The organism is Methylovulum miyakonense HT12, assembly GCF_000384075.1.
Lineage (GTDB): Bacteria > Pseudomonadota > Gammaproteobacteria > Methylococcales > Methylomonadaceae > Methylovulum > Methylovulum miyakonense.
This window is the reverse complement of sequence record NZ_KB913025.1, coordinates 2,402,877-2,423,822: the sequence shown is the minus strand read 5'-3', so window position 1 is coordinate 2,423,822 and position 20,946 is coordinate 2,402,877. Positions and strand designations below refer to the sequence as shown.

Sequence of the window (20,946 nt, the reverse complement as noted above, 5' to 3'; positions counted from 1 at the left end):
GCGTATAGCATCCGTGGTAGTACCCAACTCTTTTGCCAAATCATTAATGTACAGAATTTTGCTCATCAATACTCCTGTCTTATTTGATAGTTATGTCACCTTTAATTATGGTACCTGCATTTGAAGTGGCTTAGAGTGAAAACAAAAATCCGCATTAAATAAGACGTTTCTTGTAAATATAATAATTTTCAAGAAAAAACTCTGACATAGCCTATGATTGACATCCAAGATACCTATCATCCGAACCATACTCCCCTAAATTAAGCCTGTTTTGATCAACATTAGGTAATTGGGATGCTATCTCTATTCTAGAAATTATGGTTAACATAACGCCAGTTCTTTAAGATTCAATTGCTTTGTTACAAACATCGCAACGTTCTTTACTGCCATCTCGTCCATTTATCAAAACTGCCGATCCACAGTAAGGGCATCTAACGACCTCAATTTGTTTCGCCATCAGATCCCGTGCAACCACCCATGCCTCCGAAAAATCCAGTGGGCTGTCCGGGTAAAACTTTTTGAACAAGTCAAAAGCAACGAGTACCTTTTGGATTTGGTGGTTATCCTTCCGGTTATGTGATTCGACGGTTTGGAAGCACACGGCAAACAGCGTCACGGCCTTGCGTTTCCTCACGCTCCGTGTCAGCCCTTGGGTGGAGTATTTCAACGCGCCCGGACTTGGCGAGCGGCTATGCAATTCACGGTAGGCTTCTCTGAGCACTTGCTTGGGTATTGCGGTTTCCCTGTGGACGATTGAGATCCTGGCATGACGTTTCAGCAGTTCCAGTGCCAATGCTTGCCGGGCAGAATTCTTGAACATACCCTGTACCCACGGGTCAGTGCGGGCCACTCAAACCCAAAAGCACATCCACCACGTCATGAGGCCGGGTTAGCAAGTCCTGGAGGAAGTTGGCCGTAAATCGCGGCGCAAAACATAGCCAACCGGCTTGGGCAAGCTGCTGGATATCGTTGATGGACAACTGGCTGATCGCCAGACGGAGCGCTTCATCGCCTATCCCCATCATCAATTCGGCTAGTATCCCGTTTTCCCTGGCCAATTCACGGGCTTTGATCAGCCAGGCGAGGTTCAGCTCATAAATTTCCCCGTCACCGGCTTGATTGAGCAGGTTTTCTCGTTGGTCAAAGAAATGATTCAACGCACTGGTGTTGAAAGCCGACTTCATGGCCTCGTCAACATCCGGGCTGACGTTAGTAACCTGTAATTCGCTACGAAGAAAATCAGCGCCATATTCCGCCACCAAAGGCAAAAACAATTCCTGAAGAAAACCTTGGCTGATCGCACCGACACCGTCGAAATCGACAATTAAGGCCTGGTGACTGGTAAAGCATTCACGGGCTAACCTCGCCAAACTTTTACCATGGCAAGGTTGGGGAATTTTTAGGTCGGTCATGTTTTTAACAGCGATAAACATTTTCTTTCTCCCCCAGGCGATTGTCCAATCATTCCCGGTTTCAAAAAACTGTCCATGAACACAGATAGCCGGTCAGGTAATTTTCCTTGCGTTGACAGTAACCCATCGGCGCCGACCCGACTTGTCAGCCCAGACCTCACAGATCGGGCATTGTTGGAAAGGCTTGGGCATTTTAGTGAGCACCACATGCCTTGCCTGGCACTTCCCGCAAATGACCAGCCCTATTTCACCCGCCCGCAATTGCCCGGATAATTGCCATGCCCGGTTAATGTCCAACAAAATGGCTTGTGTCACCCCGGCTTCCAGTTTGCTGGGATGAGGATTATGTGCCACTACCCGGCAATACAGTTCATAGGCGGCAATGAATGTCTCCGCAGGACATCCGTCTTGGTTTTGCTGCCGGGTGAAATCCTGAAAAAGCCCCAGGAATATTGACGCATGGATATTGATCACCGAAGAACGGACAATCCAGTAGGGATCATAAGGCAACAGGCCTTGTTTGGGTGATTGCTGGTAGATGGTTTGGTAAAGGCGTATCGCGGTTTTTTTGCCGATAGGGCACAAAGAGCGCACGACGGGAGGTCTCGCGCCCAATCTGAACAGTTTATCGGCAACAACCCAGATATAGCCCATGTCAGACAGTTTATTGGCGGGTAAGCGGGGCATTTAGCCCCTCCATCTTATGCTTTTTAACGGGGATTAGTAATGCGCTATGGGATGCCAAAGAGACGTTTTGTGACGTGTTTAGCGGAATGAGCGTCACTACGGCTCTCGCGATGTCTGACAGTTCCCGTATCCTTTCCAAGGAATACCCGGCAATTTCCCCGATCTGCTCCGGGTCAACACCAAACCGCCAGGCGGCTTCCAAGGGATTGCTCCGGGCACATTCCCGTGCCAGCATCAGGTATTCAAAATTCAAGTGGGCAAGGTCTTGTTCGAGGGTCGACATCGGGAGTCCTCAGGCCAATTTACGATAGTGGGCACCATGTTAGGCGAGGATTATTGGCGTTGTCCTGTACGGAAGATAATGGTTTTGATGCACAAAACGTGGGAGGCTTTGCGGGGCGGGAGGTTGGGGATTTTTTTAAAAACCCCAAAAGGGAGCGTTTTCTTAGAGTTCGGTGATACCGGTCACAAAATCGGTCTAAAACGCGGACTAACAAAGATGGCTGCTTTTTTCCAGGCTGTGGCACTTGTGAGTCTTCTCGCGTCAAATGGCCAACCTTGAAATCAACGTTGACCAACCTATTTCATTACCGCAGCCCTCAGAAATATTTTCGCCACCTCAACTAATGCCAAAAGCAGCCGTCGGTAATATGGGGGGAGTGGTCGGCAACGGCCAATTGCTGACGACTAAGTTTCGAGTGTTAGTGACCGCAGTAGAATGGTTACCTGCCTTCCAGCTTAGATATGGATACTTGATTTGCAAGATCTTCCCGCCAAGGTTCCCTATAAACGCCTAATCCAAGATTCCAATGCTTTTCATCTTGGCCTTAATATCTGATGTAACGCAGCCCATAAGCCCTTACCAGAAACCGCCCCCTCATACGCTGGGCGTATTACGCCATTGCAAAATTGGGTGGCTTTTCCGACACAAAGCGCACAGGCCGCGTCGGTTGGGACACCCTGTGGCACGGTTGGTTCCGGTTACAAGAGCGGCTCCAGGGCTACCAGCTCAGTCAGGCTAAATTGTGATCAAGAGACAGGTTACGAAACCCCGTCCCGCTCAGTTGATCCATTTATTAACGCTGCATCGGATAGGTTTTAGGTGCAGCCAGTGATTCACCCGTTTTACCATCGTAAACATAAACAACCATATTGGCAGTGTCACGGACAGCACCAGTAAGTGAAAACTTATATGTCCACATTGTTACTGATAATTCGCCTATACCGTTACCATTTATATCTGGCAAAATGCCTGTTCCTATAAGGCCTTGGCCTGAAGTATAGGTTTTATACCAAGCTGTGTTACCCGCTACGGAAAGATCAACCGCGTATATATAAATCGCCCTGTTGCCACCAAAAGATTCATCAACATCGTAGGTTGCCGCAGATAATATTATCGTGTTGGCAATACGCTTTATATCTATGTTTAATGCGTTATTAAAATTATAACCACTAGCTATTATGCCTAAATCTTCAATATATGTTTTAAAAAATTGATCCGGAGTAGAAAACAATTTTTTAGTTGTTCCTAGTGCATAAACATCAAAATGAAATTTTTGTCCATCAAATTTACCATCCCCATCAGAGTCGGATGGATACCAATAAGGCACAACGGTTTCAAGACCTTTGTTACTGGTAACATAATCCCCAATTAGCGCACTGGTATTAATTTGCGCGCCATCTAATGCGTTGGCAATCTGGGTAACGAACCCTAGCATTACGGATGTTAGTAATCGTGTATGTATCTTCATGTCTATAACCTTTTTGTAAAATGTGGATTAAGATAATTGGAATGCTATACGCTTAATTAGGGTATGCCTTAAGCCTGGCTCTGATTGGCGGGCAAAACTAGCCTTCCAAATTCATAAATTGCTGGTAGACGGGAAGTGTCTTCCCGGCGAGTTGCCCCTTGCGGATCATAAGGGCGCATGGCTGTCTCATAAAAAATTAACCGTTTACCAACTCAATCTCACCCCACCAAAGATATTTTGTCCATTCGCGGCATTACGGTGTTCATAATTGTAATCTGCAAATAAGGCAATATTCTTGCCGACTTCCACCGTTACGCCCGCCCCCAGAGAAGCCGCATCGCGTCCCGCATTGGCGGCATTGATGCGCAGAGCCTGGCCTAGTAATGTTGCTTGTGATTGGCTGGCTATTGAATCGCCTTCATCATGTAACCAATAGGCACGAAGTTCCGGGGTGATACGTTTATTGATACCAAACACAATGCCACGGCTAAATTTAGCACCGAGACGGGTTTGGGCAGCAGAAAGCGTTGTCGAATTGGCTTTAAGTCCCACCACACCACCTTCGTTAAAAGCGTCTCGGCTGATAATGTCACCCCGCACTCCGAATGAGGGTTCAATAGTGTAACTGCCCATGCGTCTGCGGGTACCGGCTTCCACGTCTAAGGAACCGCTATTGCCGTCAACATCGGTTTTATAGCCGGAATTACCGCCCAAATTGACCGTGCGTTGGCTGGTGTAATTGTCCCGTCCATAACCGAATGCGAAATTCAGGAATTCGGTATTCCTTTGCCAAAGTCCATACCCCAAAAATTGAATGCTGTCGGTTGTGCCGCTACTCGCCTGGTTTGCATTCACCTGATTGTGGACATAGCCAATGGCCGCCCCCAATTGTAAATTGTCGGCGATGGCATAATCGGAACCCAGCATGACACCGTAGAGGCTTTCATTGAACCCATTGGCTTGCCTGTCAGCATAGGTGGACGTAAAGCCGCCCATGCCACGCACCCAGAGATTTTTATTGGCTTGCGCTTCCAAATTTTGTGCGGCGTTATTGGCGGCTTGTCCAACTAGGCTTTCGTTATTTGGGGCGGTGATACCCGTCATAGACGATGAACGTCCCAAGCGTACATCACTCAGACGACCAAAGACGGCTTGTCTGGTCAAACGGTGGGCATTGAAACTGGCGGCGAGCAGATCGGCGTGGATTTCTCCATCCATTTGTTGCAAGGTTGTGGCGACTTGCGGTTCTGACTGTGTCGCCAATGCTTGGAAGATCGGATTTTTGGCAGCAAAGCTGGCAGGACGTATGGCATCCAGGGTAGTTCCCACAGCGCCGGCATTACCTTTCAGATCGATATTAGGCAGATCACTGTAAAATTTAGGCGTTAGTGCCAAACGCACGGAATGGGCATCGTACAAAGCATCGAAGCGCGTTCCCGTGGGCAATCCCGCTGTGGGTTGCGTTAATGAATTGAATGTACCTTTTACTCCGCCTGTGGCAGTCACAATTTGGAAGTTTTGACCGATGACAGGGTTAAACGTATTCTTCGCATCACCCGTAATACCCCGCAACACAGGCTGCAAATCACCTGCCGCCGTAAACGTATTACCTGACCCTTGCACCAAAACTCTAGAATAATTGCCTGCACCGTTGCCGGTTCCAGTACCATCTATATCAATCTCAAGCTTGCTGGTAGAAGCCATAGACACAGAACCGTTCACAGTCAAAGTGCCTGGCGAATTGCCCGGTGCCAATCGGCCTGCAACGCTGGTATTGCCGTTCACCACCCCTATCCCACGTAGGGTTCCGTCGGTGTTGACGGTAACACCGGAAGCCAATGAGCCGTCTACTGCTAATGTGCCTTGGTTGATCGTTGTGCCGCCCAGGTATGTATTGGCGCCGGTCAACGTTAAAGTGCCCAGCCCGATTTTAGTTAACCCGCCAGCACCACTGATGACACCGCTTACCGTCCCGTTGATGCTGTTGGTGTCAATGAAACCACCTTTGCTACGGACATCAAGTGTCCCAGTAACATTTTGATCATTGACATCCACCGTCATCGTGCCATTTTCGATACATTTACCTGTGCCAATTTGGGAACCCAAATAAGAGCCGCAACTTGATACGAGCACTGAAAAAGGGACATACTGCAAAACAGCATTTTGTATAAAAGTGCCCCCTGACAGAGGGTCTCCGCTCCACCATTCCCCACGAATAGTAAAAATCCCGCTATCGGTTTGTCCTTCTTTAGCGGAATTATAAATTTTCAACCCATATAATCCGCTGGTACTGCTAAGGTCAAAATTGCTGGTCACCGTCTGGCCAGGTTTCAATATCGGAAAATCAAAATAATTCGCATCGGGAACACCGACGGTAAATGAACTTGAACTCAAATCAGTTGGTTCAAACCAGTTAACACTATCTTTATTTGACAATGTGTACCCCCATCCCACAAGTTGGTCAGGACTTCCTGTTACTTGCCCGGAAGAAGGCAATGTGGAAAACGAAAATGTAAACGGTGTCCCGTAAGCATGGTTTGCCAGCAAACAGGTTACAGTTACTAGAGCACTAAAATTTGTCAGCTTCATGTCAAGTTCTCCGGTTTAAAATTATTTTGGAATCACGGATTGCACTTCTGAGAATGTATAGATTCCACCTTTCAAATCGGCTACATTCCCTGATTCCGTTAAGCTAAATCGGAGGACACCAGAGGCAACATTAACAACTATTGGCACAGTGAATGATGAGCCTATGTCGACGCTCGGTGTTATCAGCGGCAAAGATGCCGTTAGTGTTGCATTAAGGCTTACCGTACCCGTACCGCTAAGCGTCCTAAATACCAGATTAGTAATGCGAACGTTTTTGGCTGTACCGGGGCCAGTATTAGTGAACTGGACATTTAGCTTGTAAACGCCTTTTGTAACAGTTGCTTGGCTAATGACACTGGCCAAGAAATTTGGCTTGCCCAGGACTAAGGCAGGCAAGACTTTTACTAAAATGTTATCCGTTGCTTCATCATTCCCGTCTGATACCTTGACTTGAAGGATATAGTCACCCTGCACTTCAGGGATAAAAGAAGCTTTAGACGGAACTTTGGGGTCAGCAACAATTGCCGCATTAGAAAGATGGCTGCTGGTTGGCATGGACACAAAACTCCAACTATAGGACAGCGGTTGTGGGCCATTATCGGGATCGTGGCTGCTGCTGGCGTTAAGGGCCGCTGCTTGACCCAGATGAATATCAAAGTCAGTTCCGGCATTGGCGACAGGCGGTACATTGTCGTACGTTACCGTAACGTTCATGGTGTCATTGCCAACATCTTTGCCGTCAAATACCCGTAAGGCCAAAGTGTATGCGCCCGGTACATCTGCACTGAAGCCGGCAATGGATTTGTTGGCATCTTTAAGAAAGCCATGCCCAGGTTCGGGCTCTGTTTTCAAGCTCCAAGCAAAACTTAGGGCGGCCGGCCCTTTATCAGGGTCATTGCTGGCACTGCCGTCCAAAATTACCGACTTGCCTAAAGCAACCGTTTTATCCGCACCCGCCAAAGCATTGGGAGGAATATTGGGCTTGGCTGCCGTAATCTTCACCACGTCCGGACTACTTGCCAATTGACCGTCAGAGACCACCAAATTCACTTGATAGATGCCAGCCAAATCAGGTTTAAATTTTGGTTTGGCGGCTTTTTTATTGTCAAAGGCCGTATCATTAATGGCACTACCCGCCGGGACGGAGACAAAATGCCATAAATAAGTGATCAAATCGCCGTCAGGATCACTGCTGGCGGAACCATCGAGGATTACATCGGATTGTGTAAAAACGTTTTTATCCACTCCGGCATTGGCGACTGGCGGTTTATTCGGGATGGGCACGTTAATTTGTGCCAAAACATCTTTAAAAATCGACGTGTTGGTCGTTGAACTGACACGCACCTTCACAATGCCTGTACCAGGCTGATTCAGGCGGGTTGACAGGTTTAAATTTCCTGAGGCCAGGCCAGGTAAGCGGAATAAGGGGATACTTTGTGCCGGACTACCATCCAGTCCGGTCAATGTCGCTGTTGCAGACCCGGTAACTTGAGTGATGAAGGCGGAATAGGCATCTTCGATATTCCCGGTATTCTTTACCTGCACAGTAAAATTGGCAGTCCCCGGTGTCGCCAAGGTTTGGGTTGCAGGGGACATGCTTGCACTCATAGACTTGAGCCCGGCAACATTGATGGTGGCATCATCACTGGCATTCACTGCCGTATTGGTATGGGATACTGCTTTTCCAACCAGCGTGACACTACCCGGTAGCGACCAGTCAAATTTGCCCAAGGTGATCTTAAAGTCAACAAATGCCCCTGCTGCCAAACTGACGCTTTTTTGGCTTAACGTCGCAGACAATGAAGCCGGCCCACCCAAAAATAGGTCAAACAGATCAGCTACAGTCCCCGTATTGGTGATTCGCAACGAGAACATACTGCCCACATTTCCTGTCGATTGATTGAAAGCAATGCTCACACCTAATTTCTGCACATTCAAAACGCCGGACGCCACATTCTTTATAGCGTTGTCCGATTTTTGGATGGCTGTGAAGCCAATATTATGGTTACCGGTGACCGTTCCCAAAGAAGGCATTGCCGTAACGGCCACATCCCGATAATTAATCATGCCTGGCGGCACAACAATTTCGGTTGTGTTTAAACGGACTCCAATTGAGCTTTCGCTGGTCGAAGACAATAGGAAGCTTTGGGTCTTGTCGCCCATGTTGTAAACCCGTAACGTGTATTGTGCGGATGTTCCTTGCCCTGCTTGGGCTAAAGCAGGCAACAACGACAGGCTGACGGCGGAGTCCCCCAAATTGACATCAGGCGGCGGGTTGTTTTTGCCTTCGGTGATGGAGAGTATGCCGGAAACCGTATCCGTTGTGCCTGATGTTGACTTAGCGTTTACAGCAAAATCAACATCTCCCCCCAAACTATTGACCGGAGCATAAACATTCAGCTCAAAGCTTTTCTTTTCACTTGGGAGTAAAGTAAGGGCCTTAGGCAATACATATTGGCCATCCGGCAAGCCATTGACCGACAAAGCAAAATCCGTGGCGGTGGCAAATGGGTTTTCAAGTGTCAAATTAAACGTTGCCGTGCTTCCGGCTGCTATCGTTTGCTTGAATGGGGTCAGTGCCAAGATATGTTTCGCATTGACCACAATGGGCGGTAAATTGACGACCCCCTTTCCGGCAATACTGTTAAAACTTACTTTGGTGGCATTGCTGATCTGCCGGACTTCACCGGGCCGCATGTTTTGTATGTCTGACAAGAACGAGAAGGTTTGCCCGTTTGCATCCGAGTTCAATAGGGAATCCCAGTGCGATGCCGTTGCAGTTTGCGATTTAGGTACGGGGTTAAACGAACCTGTTACAGGGAATACGTTGCTCGGAATGCTGTGGTCAACGCCCAGAGTGACCGATGCCAGATTCTCAAAAATGGTGGGCAAAGCGATTTCCACCCAAGTCGTTGATGCCAGCGCCCTTGCCAAGCCCGGTGGCGGAGCCCAAGAGCCTTGGCCTGATTGGGTCAATAAAAGATATTCCGCCCCTGCGATAACGCCAGGATCGACGCTATTGTTGGTCACCAACAATAAGGCTTCCAAAGCTTCGGCTGACGGCAACGCCTGTGAAAAGTCATTGCTGCCATCCGTAGAATCTTTCCACCCGCCGTCACTGCGTTGCTGGCTACGTAAATAATTAGCCACCTCTTTAATACGAATGTCCGCCGCTTGGGCGGAATCGGTACTTAAATACGGCATTGCCGATTTCAGTCCGATGATCGTTTGCGCGGCAGTGCGGATATTCCTTGTGTAAGGCCAATCAGACGCTATAAAAGTATTTGCGGCACGAATCAAGGCATCCCTATAATTGCTGACCCGATCAGCGGTTGAGTAACCCACTTGCAACTCGCTGACAGGCAAGAACTTACTGGACAACGTAGGGTTCGCATCGGTGGTGTACTCGATGGTGAATTGTTTCAGGCGATTACCGTCAGCCTGGGTGATACGCAGGTTATCTAAGTTTACTGGTGTGTTAAACACCCACAAACCTTGCGCAGGGGTGGTTTTGACACTTTGCGGGGCATAGGCCCAACCGTTTGCGGTATCGGCGACAATGCCGTCTATCGTTTGGTCAATGCCAGAACCTGTTTGCGAGAAATTTGCTTTGGCACTACTTGGCGTTTGTTTGGTTGTGCCAATGAAAGCCTGCAACTCTTCTATCAGAAAATTCCCGTCATCACGGAAGCCATCATTTACGGTGACTTTTATCCCAGTAATATTATCAATGGTCTTGAAACCGTATATCTCGGCTTTATTGCCTAAATCATGATCGAATGAGGCTTGTCCGTTTGTTGCCAACACTTGGTTTTCTGGCAAAGCGATGACGTTTTTGCCAACCATATAGCCTAATGCCTTAGACAGAGCCTGAATATTGCCGGCGGTGTGGGTGGCACTAATAACATTACCTCCGCCATCGCCATAAAGTTGCGAACTACCGTGATCGTCTATCCATCCTCCATCAGGATTTTGCTGTATCAACCAATCCAAAGCGGCGGTTAAGTTTCCTGCAAGTCGGTCAAACTGAACGCCATCAAAACGGGAAACCGCCCAAGCCCACAAAGAGGTTTGCGTTATCGCGTAACCACCACCATGAAAAGGGGATACCCAACCTGCATCCGGGTTTTGCCAAACCGCATAAGCATCAACAAATTTTTCTTGTAAATCCAAATCAATCGGTAATTCAGGCAATTTTTTCTTGGAAATTTGTAAGCCAGTGGATGCTTGGGTTTGCACATGGCAACCCGAACAGTAATAACCATTGTTTTGTTGTTGCGTCCATGGTTGACCCCCAAAGCCATTCCACCACGCCACATCTTCCTGCTCCCATAACACGCTTCGGGTCATGGCATCGCGTATCCGAACAGGCAACAGATCGTTAGGCCCTGAAATTTGCCGAATCTCGACTGTTTCTGAACCTCGATTATCTTCACGGACACTATCTGAAACCCATAGATACACATCGGCATGGACAGGAAGATAGAGCTTTATCGTTTGTCCTAAAACTGCCGTTTCTGCTTCCGCTTTGGTTTGATAATACAGTGTAGTCCCAGTCAGATAATCTTTATTAACAGCAGGTAGGCTCACCCTAATTTGGGAACCCCAAGTCAGCCCGTTGTTGTCAGTGTCAGCAGGATATAATGACACCGCTCCACTGGTCTGTTTAAGCTCATAAATCCCGGCATTCAGCGTGACTTTCTGGCCGACAGTGAAATCAGCCCCGCCATTGATAACCGCATCGACATCCACGGTTTGGGTAGGGACTGGCGTTGCCGCATCATCACCAATCGCTAAAATTTCGTCATAAAGGTAGAAAGACGATTCTTGGCTGTCAAAGAGTCCGGTGATACGGATATAACGAATATCCCTTGCGGTAAAAGCGACTTTTTGCACACCGCGATATTCCCCTGTAGAACGGTCGGCAAGCAAAAAGAAGGTTTTATTATCAAGCGAACCTTCAACTTTGAAGCGGGCATACCGATTATCACCATCCCAAACATGAAGTTGGACGGTATCAATATTGCGGGCTTGCCCTAAATCTACCAAATAGCTGCCAGAAGGTTTAGCCCACAATACGCCGATCCATTCATTGCTTGCTACGCCGGGTAGTTCATCAATCAGTGAAGACGGAACCCCATTTGCCGGCCCAGGATTGGTCACTTGTATTTTTGCCCCCCGACTTGCCGCCGCCCAGTTAATCCGGTCTTTATCCGCCGGAGTCGGCACCAAGCCAATCGCCCCGCCCAATCCAGAGAAAGCGGGTTTGACATTGATAGCCGTGGTCACTAGGCTATTGCCAGGTGGCACTTGGATAGGGCTGGCGGTTGCGCTGGCTTTGATCGGTGTGCCGACGCTCAAAATCCCGCTTCTTAATCCGCCAGTAATTTGCTGGTTATTCTGATCCAGCAACTGCAATTGCACGGTATAAGTGTCATTAGCCCAGTCTTTCGCCGTTATATTGTCGAGGTTAAACGGAATGCCCGCATCGCCTTCTGAAATGTCCAATAAGGTTGGCGACGGGCTTTGGTAACGCAACACGCCTTTCGAATCCTTAATGGTCACCACCGCCTTGGCTTGAATGGGTATCCCCGCCGTATTGGCGATGGAGGCTTGGATTTGCGTTGTGCCGCCTGCCAAAATAAACGGTGATGAGCTATTGACCGACATAATATTGACGGAAGCATTGGCACTTACCAATAAGCCATAAGCATTGGCGGTGGGTTTAAAGCCCGCCACTGTCGCCACAACCTTAAACGGGAAACGGCCTGATGCCGAAGGTGTTAAGGTAATCGGTACAGTTTTGCTTTCCCCAGCCGCCAAGGTAACGGTACTGGAAGATAACGCCGCCTTAACCGACGCAGATAACCCCGTTAGAGCAAGACTAACCGAAGCAGGCTGCTTGCCGCGATTTTTCAAGGTCAGGTTGACCGACTTGGCAAGCTTGGGTGGAGTAGCCGCCATATTGGGCGACAATTCTGCCACCACGCCCATCGCACTGGTTTGTGCCAGTTCCGTCACTACATTGGGTACTTGCGGGTACAACGTGGTGACATCACAGCTTTTCACTAGATTACGCAGTGTGGTGATGTCATTACCAAAATTGCTCAACAACGGATCGCCCGAAGCGACTTTATAAATATTATCCAACGCCAGACGGGCGCGTTCACACAAACTCTTGTTGTTAGGGTCGCCTTTCCATTGGTCTAGCGTATTGCGTAAATCCGTTAACACGCCAGGCAATTGGTTGTTACCACCAACTGATGCTTGGACAATAGAATTGTCGATAGCAACACCCTGAGCCGAGCGCACATCAACATGCAGCGTGGCGGTTTGCTGGATGGCGGGCGAAGTTCCTGCCAAGTCACCTGTTAACACCACATCGAATGATTGACCGATGGCAATCCCCGTATCAACCTTCACCGTCAGCGGCAACTGTTTAGTTTCGCCAGCGTTCAGGGCAAGGCTTGCAGGTAAGCCAGTGACATGCAAACCGCTGGGGATGGTGGCTTTTAAGGTGATTTGTTCACTGGCGTTGCCCGTTGAGCCAATGCTCAGCGTCGTATTAAAACTGCTGTTGGGTGTGGTGCTGACGGCAGCTTTGTCTAAATCGAAGCTAACCGAATGGATGTCCGGCACTGTAAAGCTTTGGTTACCGGTAGCCTTCACACTGGGTTTGCTGGTGCTAGAAACGTCTAGCGTAAAGGGTACGGGTGTGCCTTTTGGCGGCGTAGTACCATTGGTTGGGCTGACACAAACACCTACTTCAGCCGTGGCACCTGGCGGAATGGTTACAGTGGGAATACTGCTTTGCGCCTTAAAGCCCGCCGGAACATTGCTGAAAACCAGTTTAAAGGTGTCTTGGGTCGGGCCAGTGTTGCGGATTTGCGCTTTGAAAACAGAGGGGATTTCTGCTCCTCCGTGAACAGGGAAAGTAAACAGCGTATCTGTGGCGATATTTAGCGATAGCCCTGGTTTAGGGTTTGGTGTTATTAATGCAGGTACTGGTGCTAGGTCGCTAGAGAGATAGGGGAAAACAACAGGGTCTACGGGAAAATTTCGATCTATCCAGACAAGAGCCGCTCCCATACCAGCCAGCATACCTAAGTCGAAATACTCAACTAAATCATGAGCATCAATGCTAGGTATTCCTATCTCCTTGACAAGACATTGAATCACGCCGCCGACAGTAAGATCTCCTTGTGCCACACCAAATAATCCACAGGTTATAGCTTTAAGACCAAGATTCTTTAAGGATTTTACATCTGTTATTCGATCTATCCCTTTCCCTATACCAAATTGTATGATGGATGTAATTAAACTAACGCCGACATCATGCTTGGCTTTCTTGATTATTGTGCTGATTTCTGTATTCTCCGTAATATCGTTAATACCGTTAAGCAATGACCCAATAAAGGTGAACTGTGCTACCGCATAGCCTTGAGTTGCTCCAACAAAAGCGAATGCTACTTTATTTATTGCACTATTGAGTGTTGCAATATACTCAATAAACTCACTATGACCTCCATCTTCAGACACACTAATTGTATGACCAGTTACGGTGTCAGTTTCAAGCCACTTAACAATTTCTTGTCCGTTGATAGTGACATTATTAGTCGGTGTAGCGACTATTTTTCCTGAATTGACTGCCTTGGTTATCCTTGCTTTCGCATCTGCAGACAATTGAAGCAAAGCAATTTGCTCTTTGCTATCCGGCGTGATTAAAACAATACCGTTATCGCCTGTAACGTTAGAGAAAACATCCGCTATTGAAATGATAGATTGACCTAGGTTCGCGGCTAAGACCTTTCCTTCAAGCGAGCTTTCCATCAAACCGCGCATCATTTCAAACGGATATTCGACATTTTCAACTTGTCCTGGAAAACCGTGGGTACGAACATCGTTTTTCCGTAGGTCGATCGAAAATCTAAATTTATCTCCGTCCAATTTAGATTGAGCTAAGGTTATGCGAGGGGAAGCAAAATAGGCTTTCGTCATGTAGCCTTTTTCTAATTGGCCTAACGATACATCGGATGATAACGAAAAAGTCATACCGATATTTTCATTAGTAACCGAAGCCATAGACCTGCTTATGGACACGGCTTTATTTTGAGCTTGTTTCTGTGCGTCGGTTTCCGCTCCCGTAGATGGAATGCCATCCAGCACTGGCTTAATGACATTGTATTGATCCTGCAATTTTTTCAAACGATCCTGTTGTGGTTTCAATGCCAACGGCTCTTGCAAACCCGGCAAAATATTCGCCGTAACAATATCCATTTCGGTAACCAGCGTTTGGTCAGCAGTCAATGTTGTAGGAGTACTCGTGCCGCCATTTTGGCGTGCCGCGTAACCAATGCGGTCGGCGATGGTGCGTTCATAAAGCTGTGATTTGCCGTTAGCATCAAACACTTCAAATTCTAGGAAAACACCGGATAGGTAAGTGCTTGCCAGCGGAAAATTGGTGAGTTGTTCCTGATAGTCGGTGCCACGGATAATGGTGTCGTCGCTAATGTCGCTATCGCCTTGACCCAGCAGAAAATATGGGGAATAGGTGTTGGTGGTTGAACTTAAACCGAAGCCGCCCACCGAAGAGGAATTGACGAAATGCCCGATAGAGAGCGGCTTACCGACCAGTTCCACCGTCGTAAAAGTACGCTCCAGTGCGGTTTTCATGTCTTGGGCGTCGTTGTTTCCGAGTATGCCGGCAAACTGGCCGTATAATTCCCGTTTCAACCGTACTGTCACTTTATGGCGCAAACTATCCGGTATTTCCGCGAATGTGGTTGTCGTTGCGGTAAACGTTTTGCCTACTGTTGCGCTTGGAAAATTGGGATCAACCGCCTGAAAACCGCTGCCATTATTGTATTCAACCCAGAAATGCCCACGTGCTTCCGTTAGTAAACCGGCATTAGTGTCGGGTGTTGAGCGCGGGGCGTTTTCGTCAGGACAACCCACCACGTTCAATGGCATTTTGAACATGGAATTGATGATTTGCTTGCTCAGCGCATCTGCTAATGTGCCTTGGGCATATCGGGCTTGGATACCGGAAACCCGCAACAAAGCAACCAATAAGCTGGCCTTATCCAATGCATTACCCGCCTTGCTCCACAAGGTGCCGCGTGCGCCGCGCAATGAGCCTTTGTAGACTTCGTTGCCAATCTGGTCGCGGACGAACTGGAAGATTTTTGCCGGATCGTGGTTAAGCGCGGTGGCTTTTTGGATGATGTAGGGGTCGGAGGTGTTAGCTTCGGGGGTGGAGCCGAGGTAATCACCGGGGGCAAGCGTAGGGGCTATAACCGGGGCTTTGGTAGCGGACTTGACTGTTGCATTAGGTGAAACACCTGAATTTGGGGGTTCTGCCGCCGCTTCGCTAAAGCCGATAGGCCAGTCAAATCCTTGCGGGTGGTAGCCATAACTGACCGGATTGACGCTCTGAAAATAAAACGAGATCAACACCAACCGACAGATGATTTTGAAACATGTGGAATATTGCCAGCCCATACCAGATTCCCCTTATTTTGCCTGCCATGCCAAATGGATGCAGAACACATTGAAGTTTTTGTATTTATTATGGTTTGAGTCTAACGCGGAAAGTAAACTTTCAGCAACAAATATTTGGCTGGTTGAAGATAAGCGAATTGAGGTGTCCAGTTTAGTGTACCCATATCAGTTCTGTGGTAACGAAAAGACAGCTCTGGAGCTAAAATTGGAGCGCTCGTCTACCTTACGCTGGTGGGATATACAATTCAGTCTGAACCGGTATTTTAATAAATGCTGTCTCCCTAAACTGTATTTGACCGAATGGCCGATTTCAGTGGGTCTGCTGCCATTCGTAAATCTAGCTCAAATGTCTCTTGTGGGTCGATATCGGCCGACCAACATGGCATTAATCCATAACTTCCAGTGACTGCTTTGGGTGTCGTTTTGTCCTAGCCAGTTTGATTTCAATGGTCAGCGACATTGAAAATATTTGAAGCCAGTGCTAAAAAATCGAGGTTTATGCTGGCCTGAGAATGGTTCGATCAGATAATATCAGGGAGGACAGAGCTTAGGAATAGTCATTTCACCACCTACCAAACAAAAAAAGGGCGCACTTACCCAATGGATAAGTGCGCCCTTTGCCGTTTTATGATGAATGTTGCCGATTACCGGATTTCAACGACAGCGACAACCTGGCCACGCCCGTTCAATTCCAACTGGAACCGCTTGGCAAACAAGGCCGGGCATCCACTGAACGAGGGCAATAAGCGCAGCAAGGCTTGCGCCGGATCGGACGAGGTGTTGGCAATCACAAAATTCTGGAAAGCCCAGTCATCGGCTTCCTTGACCGCCTCGTTAAAACTGTCCCATTCGTCTTGATAAGATGACGCCTGCCCGATAACGGAACCGGAGGCATCCCCTTTCGGCACGATGAACACGCAGTGGCTCCCGTCGTAAAACGCGTCGTTTTCAATGACCACCGACGCCTCGCCAACACTTAGCCTGTATTGTTCACAGAATACCGCTTCGCCATCGACCCATTGCCCTTCGAATGCCGCACGATGGCTTTCGGTGATGATATCTATCCGCACCGGCAGTGCATTCAGGTCAACGAGCTGTTGAAACAGCCAATGGCCGCGATCTAATTCGGGCTGGTAGATTATCAATTCTTTCTGCCAGGCAAACATCCACCGCGCCGCCCCCGCACTGTCAAAATCGTCCAATTCAACGATACTGACTTTGCCAGTGAGCACATCCTCCTGAGTCACCGGCTGTTCATAGATGCCGAGATTAAATGAACCACAGCCTTCCATGACCGGATAGTCTTGAATGGTTGCCAGCACTTGCTTGGGCAACAGCGGCACATCGTTCAAGAGATCCAGGCAACGGTAAGCCCTGAGCGTGTCGTAACCTTCGACAAAATCGGCAGGCAGCAGTTGCTGTTTCAGCCGTTCCAGTTTCCGCCGCGCTTCGTCTTGTAACGCGAGTTTTACCTCGGCAACGACATCCGCCTCGTTAATCAGCTTGTCCCGATCCGGCAAGCGGGCACGAAACCGTAGCGTATCCAGATGCACGATATGCCCGGCATGACGCTCCAGATCACTGTGATAGACGGGCAAGCCTTGTAAGTACAGATGAAAACAGTCGCTGGTTTGCAACCAATTTTCACCGTCCGCCAAGCCACGAAGGTACACGGCACCTATCCCGGTATCGACAAACGCCAGGCCAGCATCCATTGCCCGCAGGCGACCCAGGGCTACGCCATTGAGCAGGACGCCAATCGGAAAGCCTTTGGCCAAACACAGCAAATGTTCTTCAATTTGATGTGCGACTGGCTTCAAGCCGTGTAAGGTAATTGTCGTTATGCCGTCCCAATCCGTCACCGGGCTGATCGTGACTGGCTTGAATGACAGGATGTCTTCGGTCTGTGCCGTAAAATAACCCCCTTTGCTTGCCACACTGATGGACTCACAGGAAAACAACGCCGACAGAAAGCCGAGCCCAAACGGGTGTTCGCGCTCGATAATATCGGCATTCCAGCCGGATTCGGCCACGGTCAACAAGGTTTTAAGGCACGATATACCACCGCCATTATCCTTCACTGTCAGTTGCCGTATGGCTTCAACATAATCGAAACTGACGGAAGTGGCGCCGGCACGGCGGGCATTTTGCATCAGCTCGCCCAATACCGTGGTGGCTTGGGTAAAGCTGAAACGTAGGTTCTTGACCAGGTTTTCCGGATTGACAGAAAGTTGTGTCATGTTCATGGTTTGGTTCCTCATGGTATGACCCCAAGGAAAACAAGACAGACGGATCCCCCAACGGGAGAAGACGGTCATCTCCCTGGGGCGGGTTAAACTGGCAGGGTCAGTCGGGTTAGTGATGTTTTAGGTTGCAAGTAACCATTGGCGGCTTTAGTAACCGTATGGCTATCCATTTATTCCAGCGCAAAACGCTTGCCCTGTAGAAAATCGATGTAGTGTTTGGCTTCCCGTTTTGCTGGGAAGCGGGCCTGTAAAGTCCAGTTGATTAACACCTCCCAAGGCAGTTGTTTCAGTTTGCCCTGAACCAGGGTGATATCGCCGACATGAAATTGCCCATGCTGGTAAAGCACCTTAGTCGGTGAATCAATACGGATAATACAATGGTCCAGCAACGCCGGGCCGCCGCTATCGCCGGGCGGAACCAGCAATGGCACTTTGACGATTCCGGTTGAACGGCCTATGTAACCGATGATATCGTGCTCATCGAGCCAGGATTGCCCGGTCTGTGTGTCACCGTAATACAACCGGATTTCGCATCGGTTCTGGCGGCATGCTTCCAGGATCGCCACCACTGTTTCCGGGGTGTCCGCGTGATAACAAGTGCCGGATGGCAAACGGCGGTAACGGATAGCCTGTCCAAGGCTAAAGGTATGTTCAAAAAATGTTTGGTTCATGGGAATCTCCTTTGGAAGCGGGAAAACCATGAACTCCCCCAAAGGGAATGGCTTTCCCGTCGGGTTAAGTGTGAGTGCCCATCAATGACGATTGGGCTAACTCGGATTGTGGTGGACGATGTGACGTTTCAAAAGGGTGTCTCAAAATTGCCTCCAACAATCGTCGTGTTCCAGATACCAGCGGTTAGCTGGCCACGGCTTTCATCGCCCAGGGAAGCCATTGGTCCAGGTCTTCCCCTCCGATGGAACCTCTGGCGGCTTCCCCCTGTTGATAAGCCTCAACCAGCCCCCGGCAAACCTTAAGGGCGGCCTGTTCTTTATGCAGTTGCCGCACCGAATAATCAGGCGCGGGGTAGTGTTCAACCGCTTCACATTCCCAGACCAGGCTTTCATCACCCGACTCATGGTAATCATCGGACAATAGCGGCATGGCTTCGGTGTCGTCCCAAATCGTGGCGTCATTGAAAGCCTGTTCGGCAAGTTGCTTGGCCTCCGTTTCATTCAACGCTGCTATGCCGACCACTACCCGGTGGACATAATCGATCTCATAGGCGACGACAAACTTTTTCTTGGTCGCCTGTGCTTCAGCCATAGGTAAAGGCCTCTGATCCAATTGGGCACAGCTTTCCGGGTTAAGACCCAACAAATCGCTATGATAAGGGACAATTTCCTTATCGCAGGACGGGCAACGGTCATTACAAGCGCAGTCCCATTCATCCTGCCAATCCTGTTGGCAAGTGGGGCAGCGGTAATGGTTTAAATACCGCACGGGCATAGTTTCACAATCTGATTGATTGGCATCAATCGGTGATGTTGTCATGATCTGTTCCTCCAAAAAGGCAGCAACACCCATCTGGCAGGATAAGGGTTCCTGCCGGTTAAATAACGCTGCTAAAGCCCTAAAAAAGCCTTCACCAGCACGCTTGTTTTTGCAATAAATTCGGTATATCGTAGCCAAATTCCTTGATTTTATTGAGAGAACGCCATGTTCCAGCGATTTGCCCGCATTTTTCAATGCCTCAGTCCAAACCGGACTCGGCAACACTCCCAACCACGAAAACCGATGGCAATCCCGGTCGCCTCAAACGCCCACAACCGCCACTTATGCCAGAAAATTTTCACCGAACTGGATGCGGCGGAAGCCGAGGTGCTCAACGACATTTATGATCCTGAAAAGGCCTGGCCGCTCTTGAGTAAAATCCGCCAACTGCGGCGCGAAACCCAACAAGAGTTCGCCACGCTGTCACCTATTGACCGGATATCCACGGCAAATAAACGGCAAACCGCCCTGAACCCCGTCCGAACCGTGATGACCCCTTCTGGGACAACACTTTCGGTTTTTAATGGCGGACAATCCCATTAGCGTTATCCACCTTTACAGCACCGCCCTTCAAGGCCGCCCGTAACTGGTGGACCTGATGCGGCACAGTGGAGACATTTTCCCCTGACACCACTGGTTCTGATGCTTTCGTGCGCTTGCGCTTTTTAGCTTCAGGCACCTGCACCAGCACAGCCGGCCTGACTTTTTGCAATTCCTGCTCCAGTTTGGCGATTTGAATGTCGGCCTTGATTAGCTCCAGGGTTTTCAATTTCGCCTGCAACTGGGCATCCAGCCGGTTGGCTTCCCGGTCTAGCCCCGTGTTGCGCCGCTGGATTTCATAGCGGACGCTCTCCGCCATGATGTCCCAGTCAGCCTGGGCTGGCAGGCAAGGCATCGTCACCGGTGAAATGGACTTCAGGTTCCGCTGCGCCATTTTCAATTGGATCCGGCGGATAGCCGATTTCAAAAAAGTGAGGGTTTGCCACAGGGTTGTCCAGATCACCCGGACGGCGATGATGGTCAACGCCAATACGATCATGCCAAAGATAAAGTTCATTGAAAGTCTCCTAATTGTGCAACTTCGAATGAACAATCCCTCCAACGGGTCTTGATCGCCCGAAGTGGGATTGAATAAGTGCCAAAGGCACGTTGAATTGACGGGCTTGACGCACCCGACCCGCGCATCGTTGCTGATGCACGCCGCCTAAAGACGGAACGCCGGCTGAAACCGGATCCTGCATTCCCGAAAGAACGCATGAAATGTTTGTT

At 49.0% G+C, this 20,946-nt stretch carries 12 protein-coding genes; 1 reads left to right on the top strand and 11 read right to left on the bottom strand.

Annotation, left to right across the window (positions count from 1 at the left end):
* Window positions 1-340 precede the first annotated feature (340 nt).
* From METMI_RS0112180 to METMI_RS0112120, 10 genes are all read right to left on the bottom strand, one after another.
* Window positions 341-820 (bottom strand): FlhC family transcriptional regulator, encoded by a 480-nt coding sequence (locus METMI_RS0112180; RefSeq protein ID WP_019866574.1) that lies wholly within the window; start codon window positions 818-820, stop codon window positions 341-343.
* 16 nt (window positions 821-836) lie between these two features.
* Window positions 837-1,433, bottom strand: coding sequence for an STAS-like domain-containing protein (locus METMI_RS0112175; protein ID WP_019866573.1), 597 nt, complete (start codon window positions 1,431-1,433; stop codon window positions 837-839).
* 72 nt (window positions 1,434-1,505) lie between these two features.
* Window positions 1,506-2,099, bottom strand: coding sequence for a FlhC family transcriptional regulator (locus METMI_RS0112170; protein WP_019866572.1), 594 nt, complete (start codon window positions 2,097-2,099; stop codon window positions 1,506-1,508).
* Window positions 2,077-2,382, bottom strand: coding sequence for a flagellar transcriptional regulator FlhD (locus METMI_RS0112165; protein WP_019866571.1), 306 nt, complete (start codon window positions 2,380-2,382; stop codon window positions 2,077-2,079). The genes METMI_RS0112170 and METMI_RS0112165 overlap by 23 nt, the downstream gene beginning before the upstream one ends.
* A 793-nt stretch (window positions 2,383-3,175) precedes the next feature.
* Complete coding sequence (locus METMI_RS0112150) at window positions 3,176-3,850, bottom strand: hypothetical protein (protein ID WP_156829842.1); 675 nt, start codon at window positions 3,848-3,850, stop codon at window positions 3,176-3,178.
* A 204-nt stretch (window positions 3,851-4,054) separates the two neighbouring features.
* The gene (locus METMI_RS0112145) at window positions 4,055-5,956 is read right to left on the bottom strand and encodes an autotransporter family protein (RefSeq protein ID WP_198007916.1); all 1,902 of its coding nucleotides are present in this window, start codon (window positions 5,954-5,956) and stop codon (window positions 4,055-4,057) included.
* A 504-nt stretch (window positions 5,957-6,460) separates the two neighbouring features.
* Window positions 6,461-15,940: a PKD domain-containing protein gene (locus METMI_RS0112140; protein WP_019866566.1), complete on the bottom strand. Its 9,480-nt coding sequence runs from the start codon at window positions 15,938-15,940 to the stop codon at window positions 6,461-6,463.
* Window positions 15,941-16,584: 644 nt separating this feature from the next.
* The gene (locus tag METMI_RS27480; protein ID WP_019866564.1) at window positions 16,585-18,186 is read right to left on the bottom strand and encodes an ATP-binding protein; all 1,602 of its coding nucleotides are present in this window, start codon (window positions 18,184-18,186) and stop codon (window positions 16,585-16,587) included.
* A gap of 170 nt (window positions 18,187-18,356) precedes the next feature.
* A complete protein-coding gene (locus METMI_RS0112125) occupies window positions 18,357-18,857 on the bottom strand; it encodes a hypothetical protein (protein WP_019866563.1) in 501 nt (166 codons plus the stop codon).
* Between the two features lie 184 nt (window positions 18,858-19,041).
* Complete coding sequence (locus tag METMI_RS0112120; RefSeq protein ID WP_156829841.1) at window positions 19,042-19,677, bottom strand: hypothetical protein; 636 nt, start codon at window positions 19,675-19,677, stop codon at window positions 19,042-19,044.
* Between the two features lie 243 nt (window positions 19,678-19,920).
* Here METMI_RS0112120 and METMI_RS0112115 point away from each other — a divergent pair, with 243 nt between their 5' ends.
* Window positions 19,921-20,220 carry a hypothetical protein gene (locus METMI_RS0112115; RefSeq protein ID WP_019866561.1) on the top strand — a complete coding sequence of 100 codons (300 nt, stop codon included), beginning with the start codon at window positions 19,921-19,923 and terminating at the stop codon, window positions 20,218-20,220.
* Here the strand turns inward: METMI_RS0112115 and METMI_RS0112110 are convergent.
* The gene (locus METMI_RS0112110) at window positions 20,198-20,734 is read right to left on the bottom strand and encodes a BAR domain-containing protein (protein WP_019866560.1); all 537 of its coding nucleotides are present in this window, start codon (window positions 20,732-20,734) and stop codon (window positions 20,198-20,200) included. The two genes, METMI_RS0112115 and METMI_RS0112110, sit on opposite strands and share 23 nt — an antisense overlap.
* Between the last annotated feature and the right edge of the window lie 212 nt (window positions 20,735-20,946).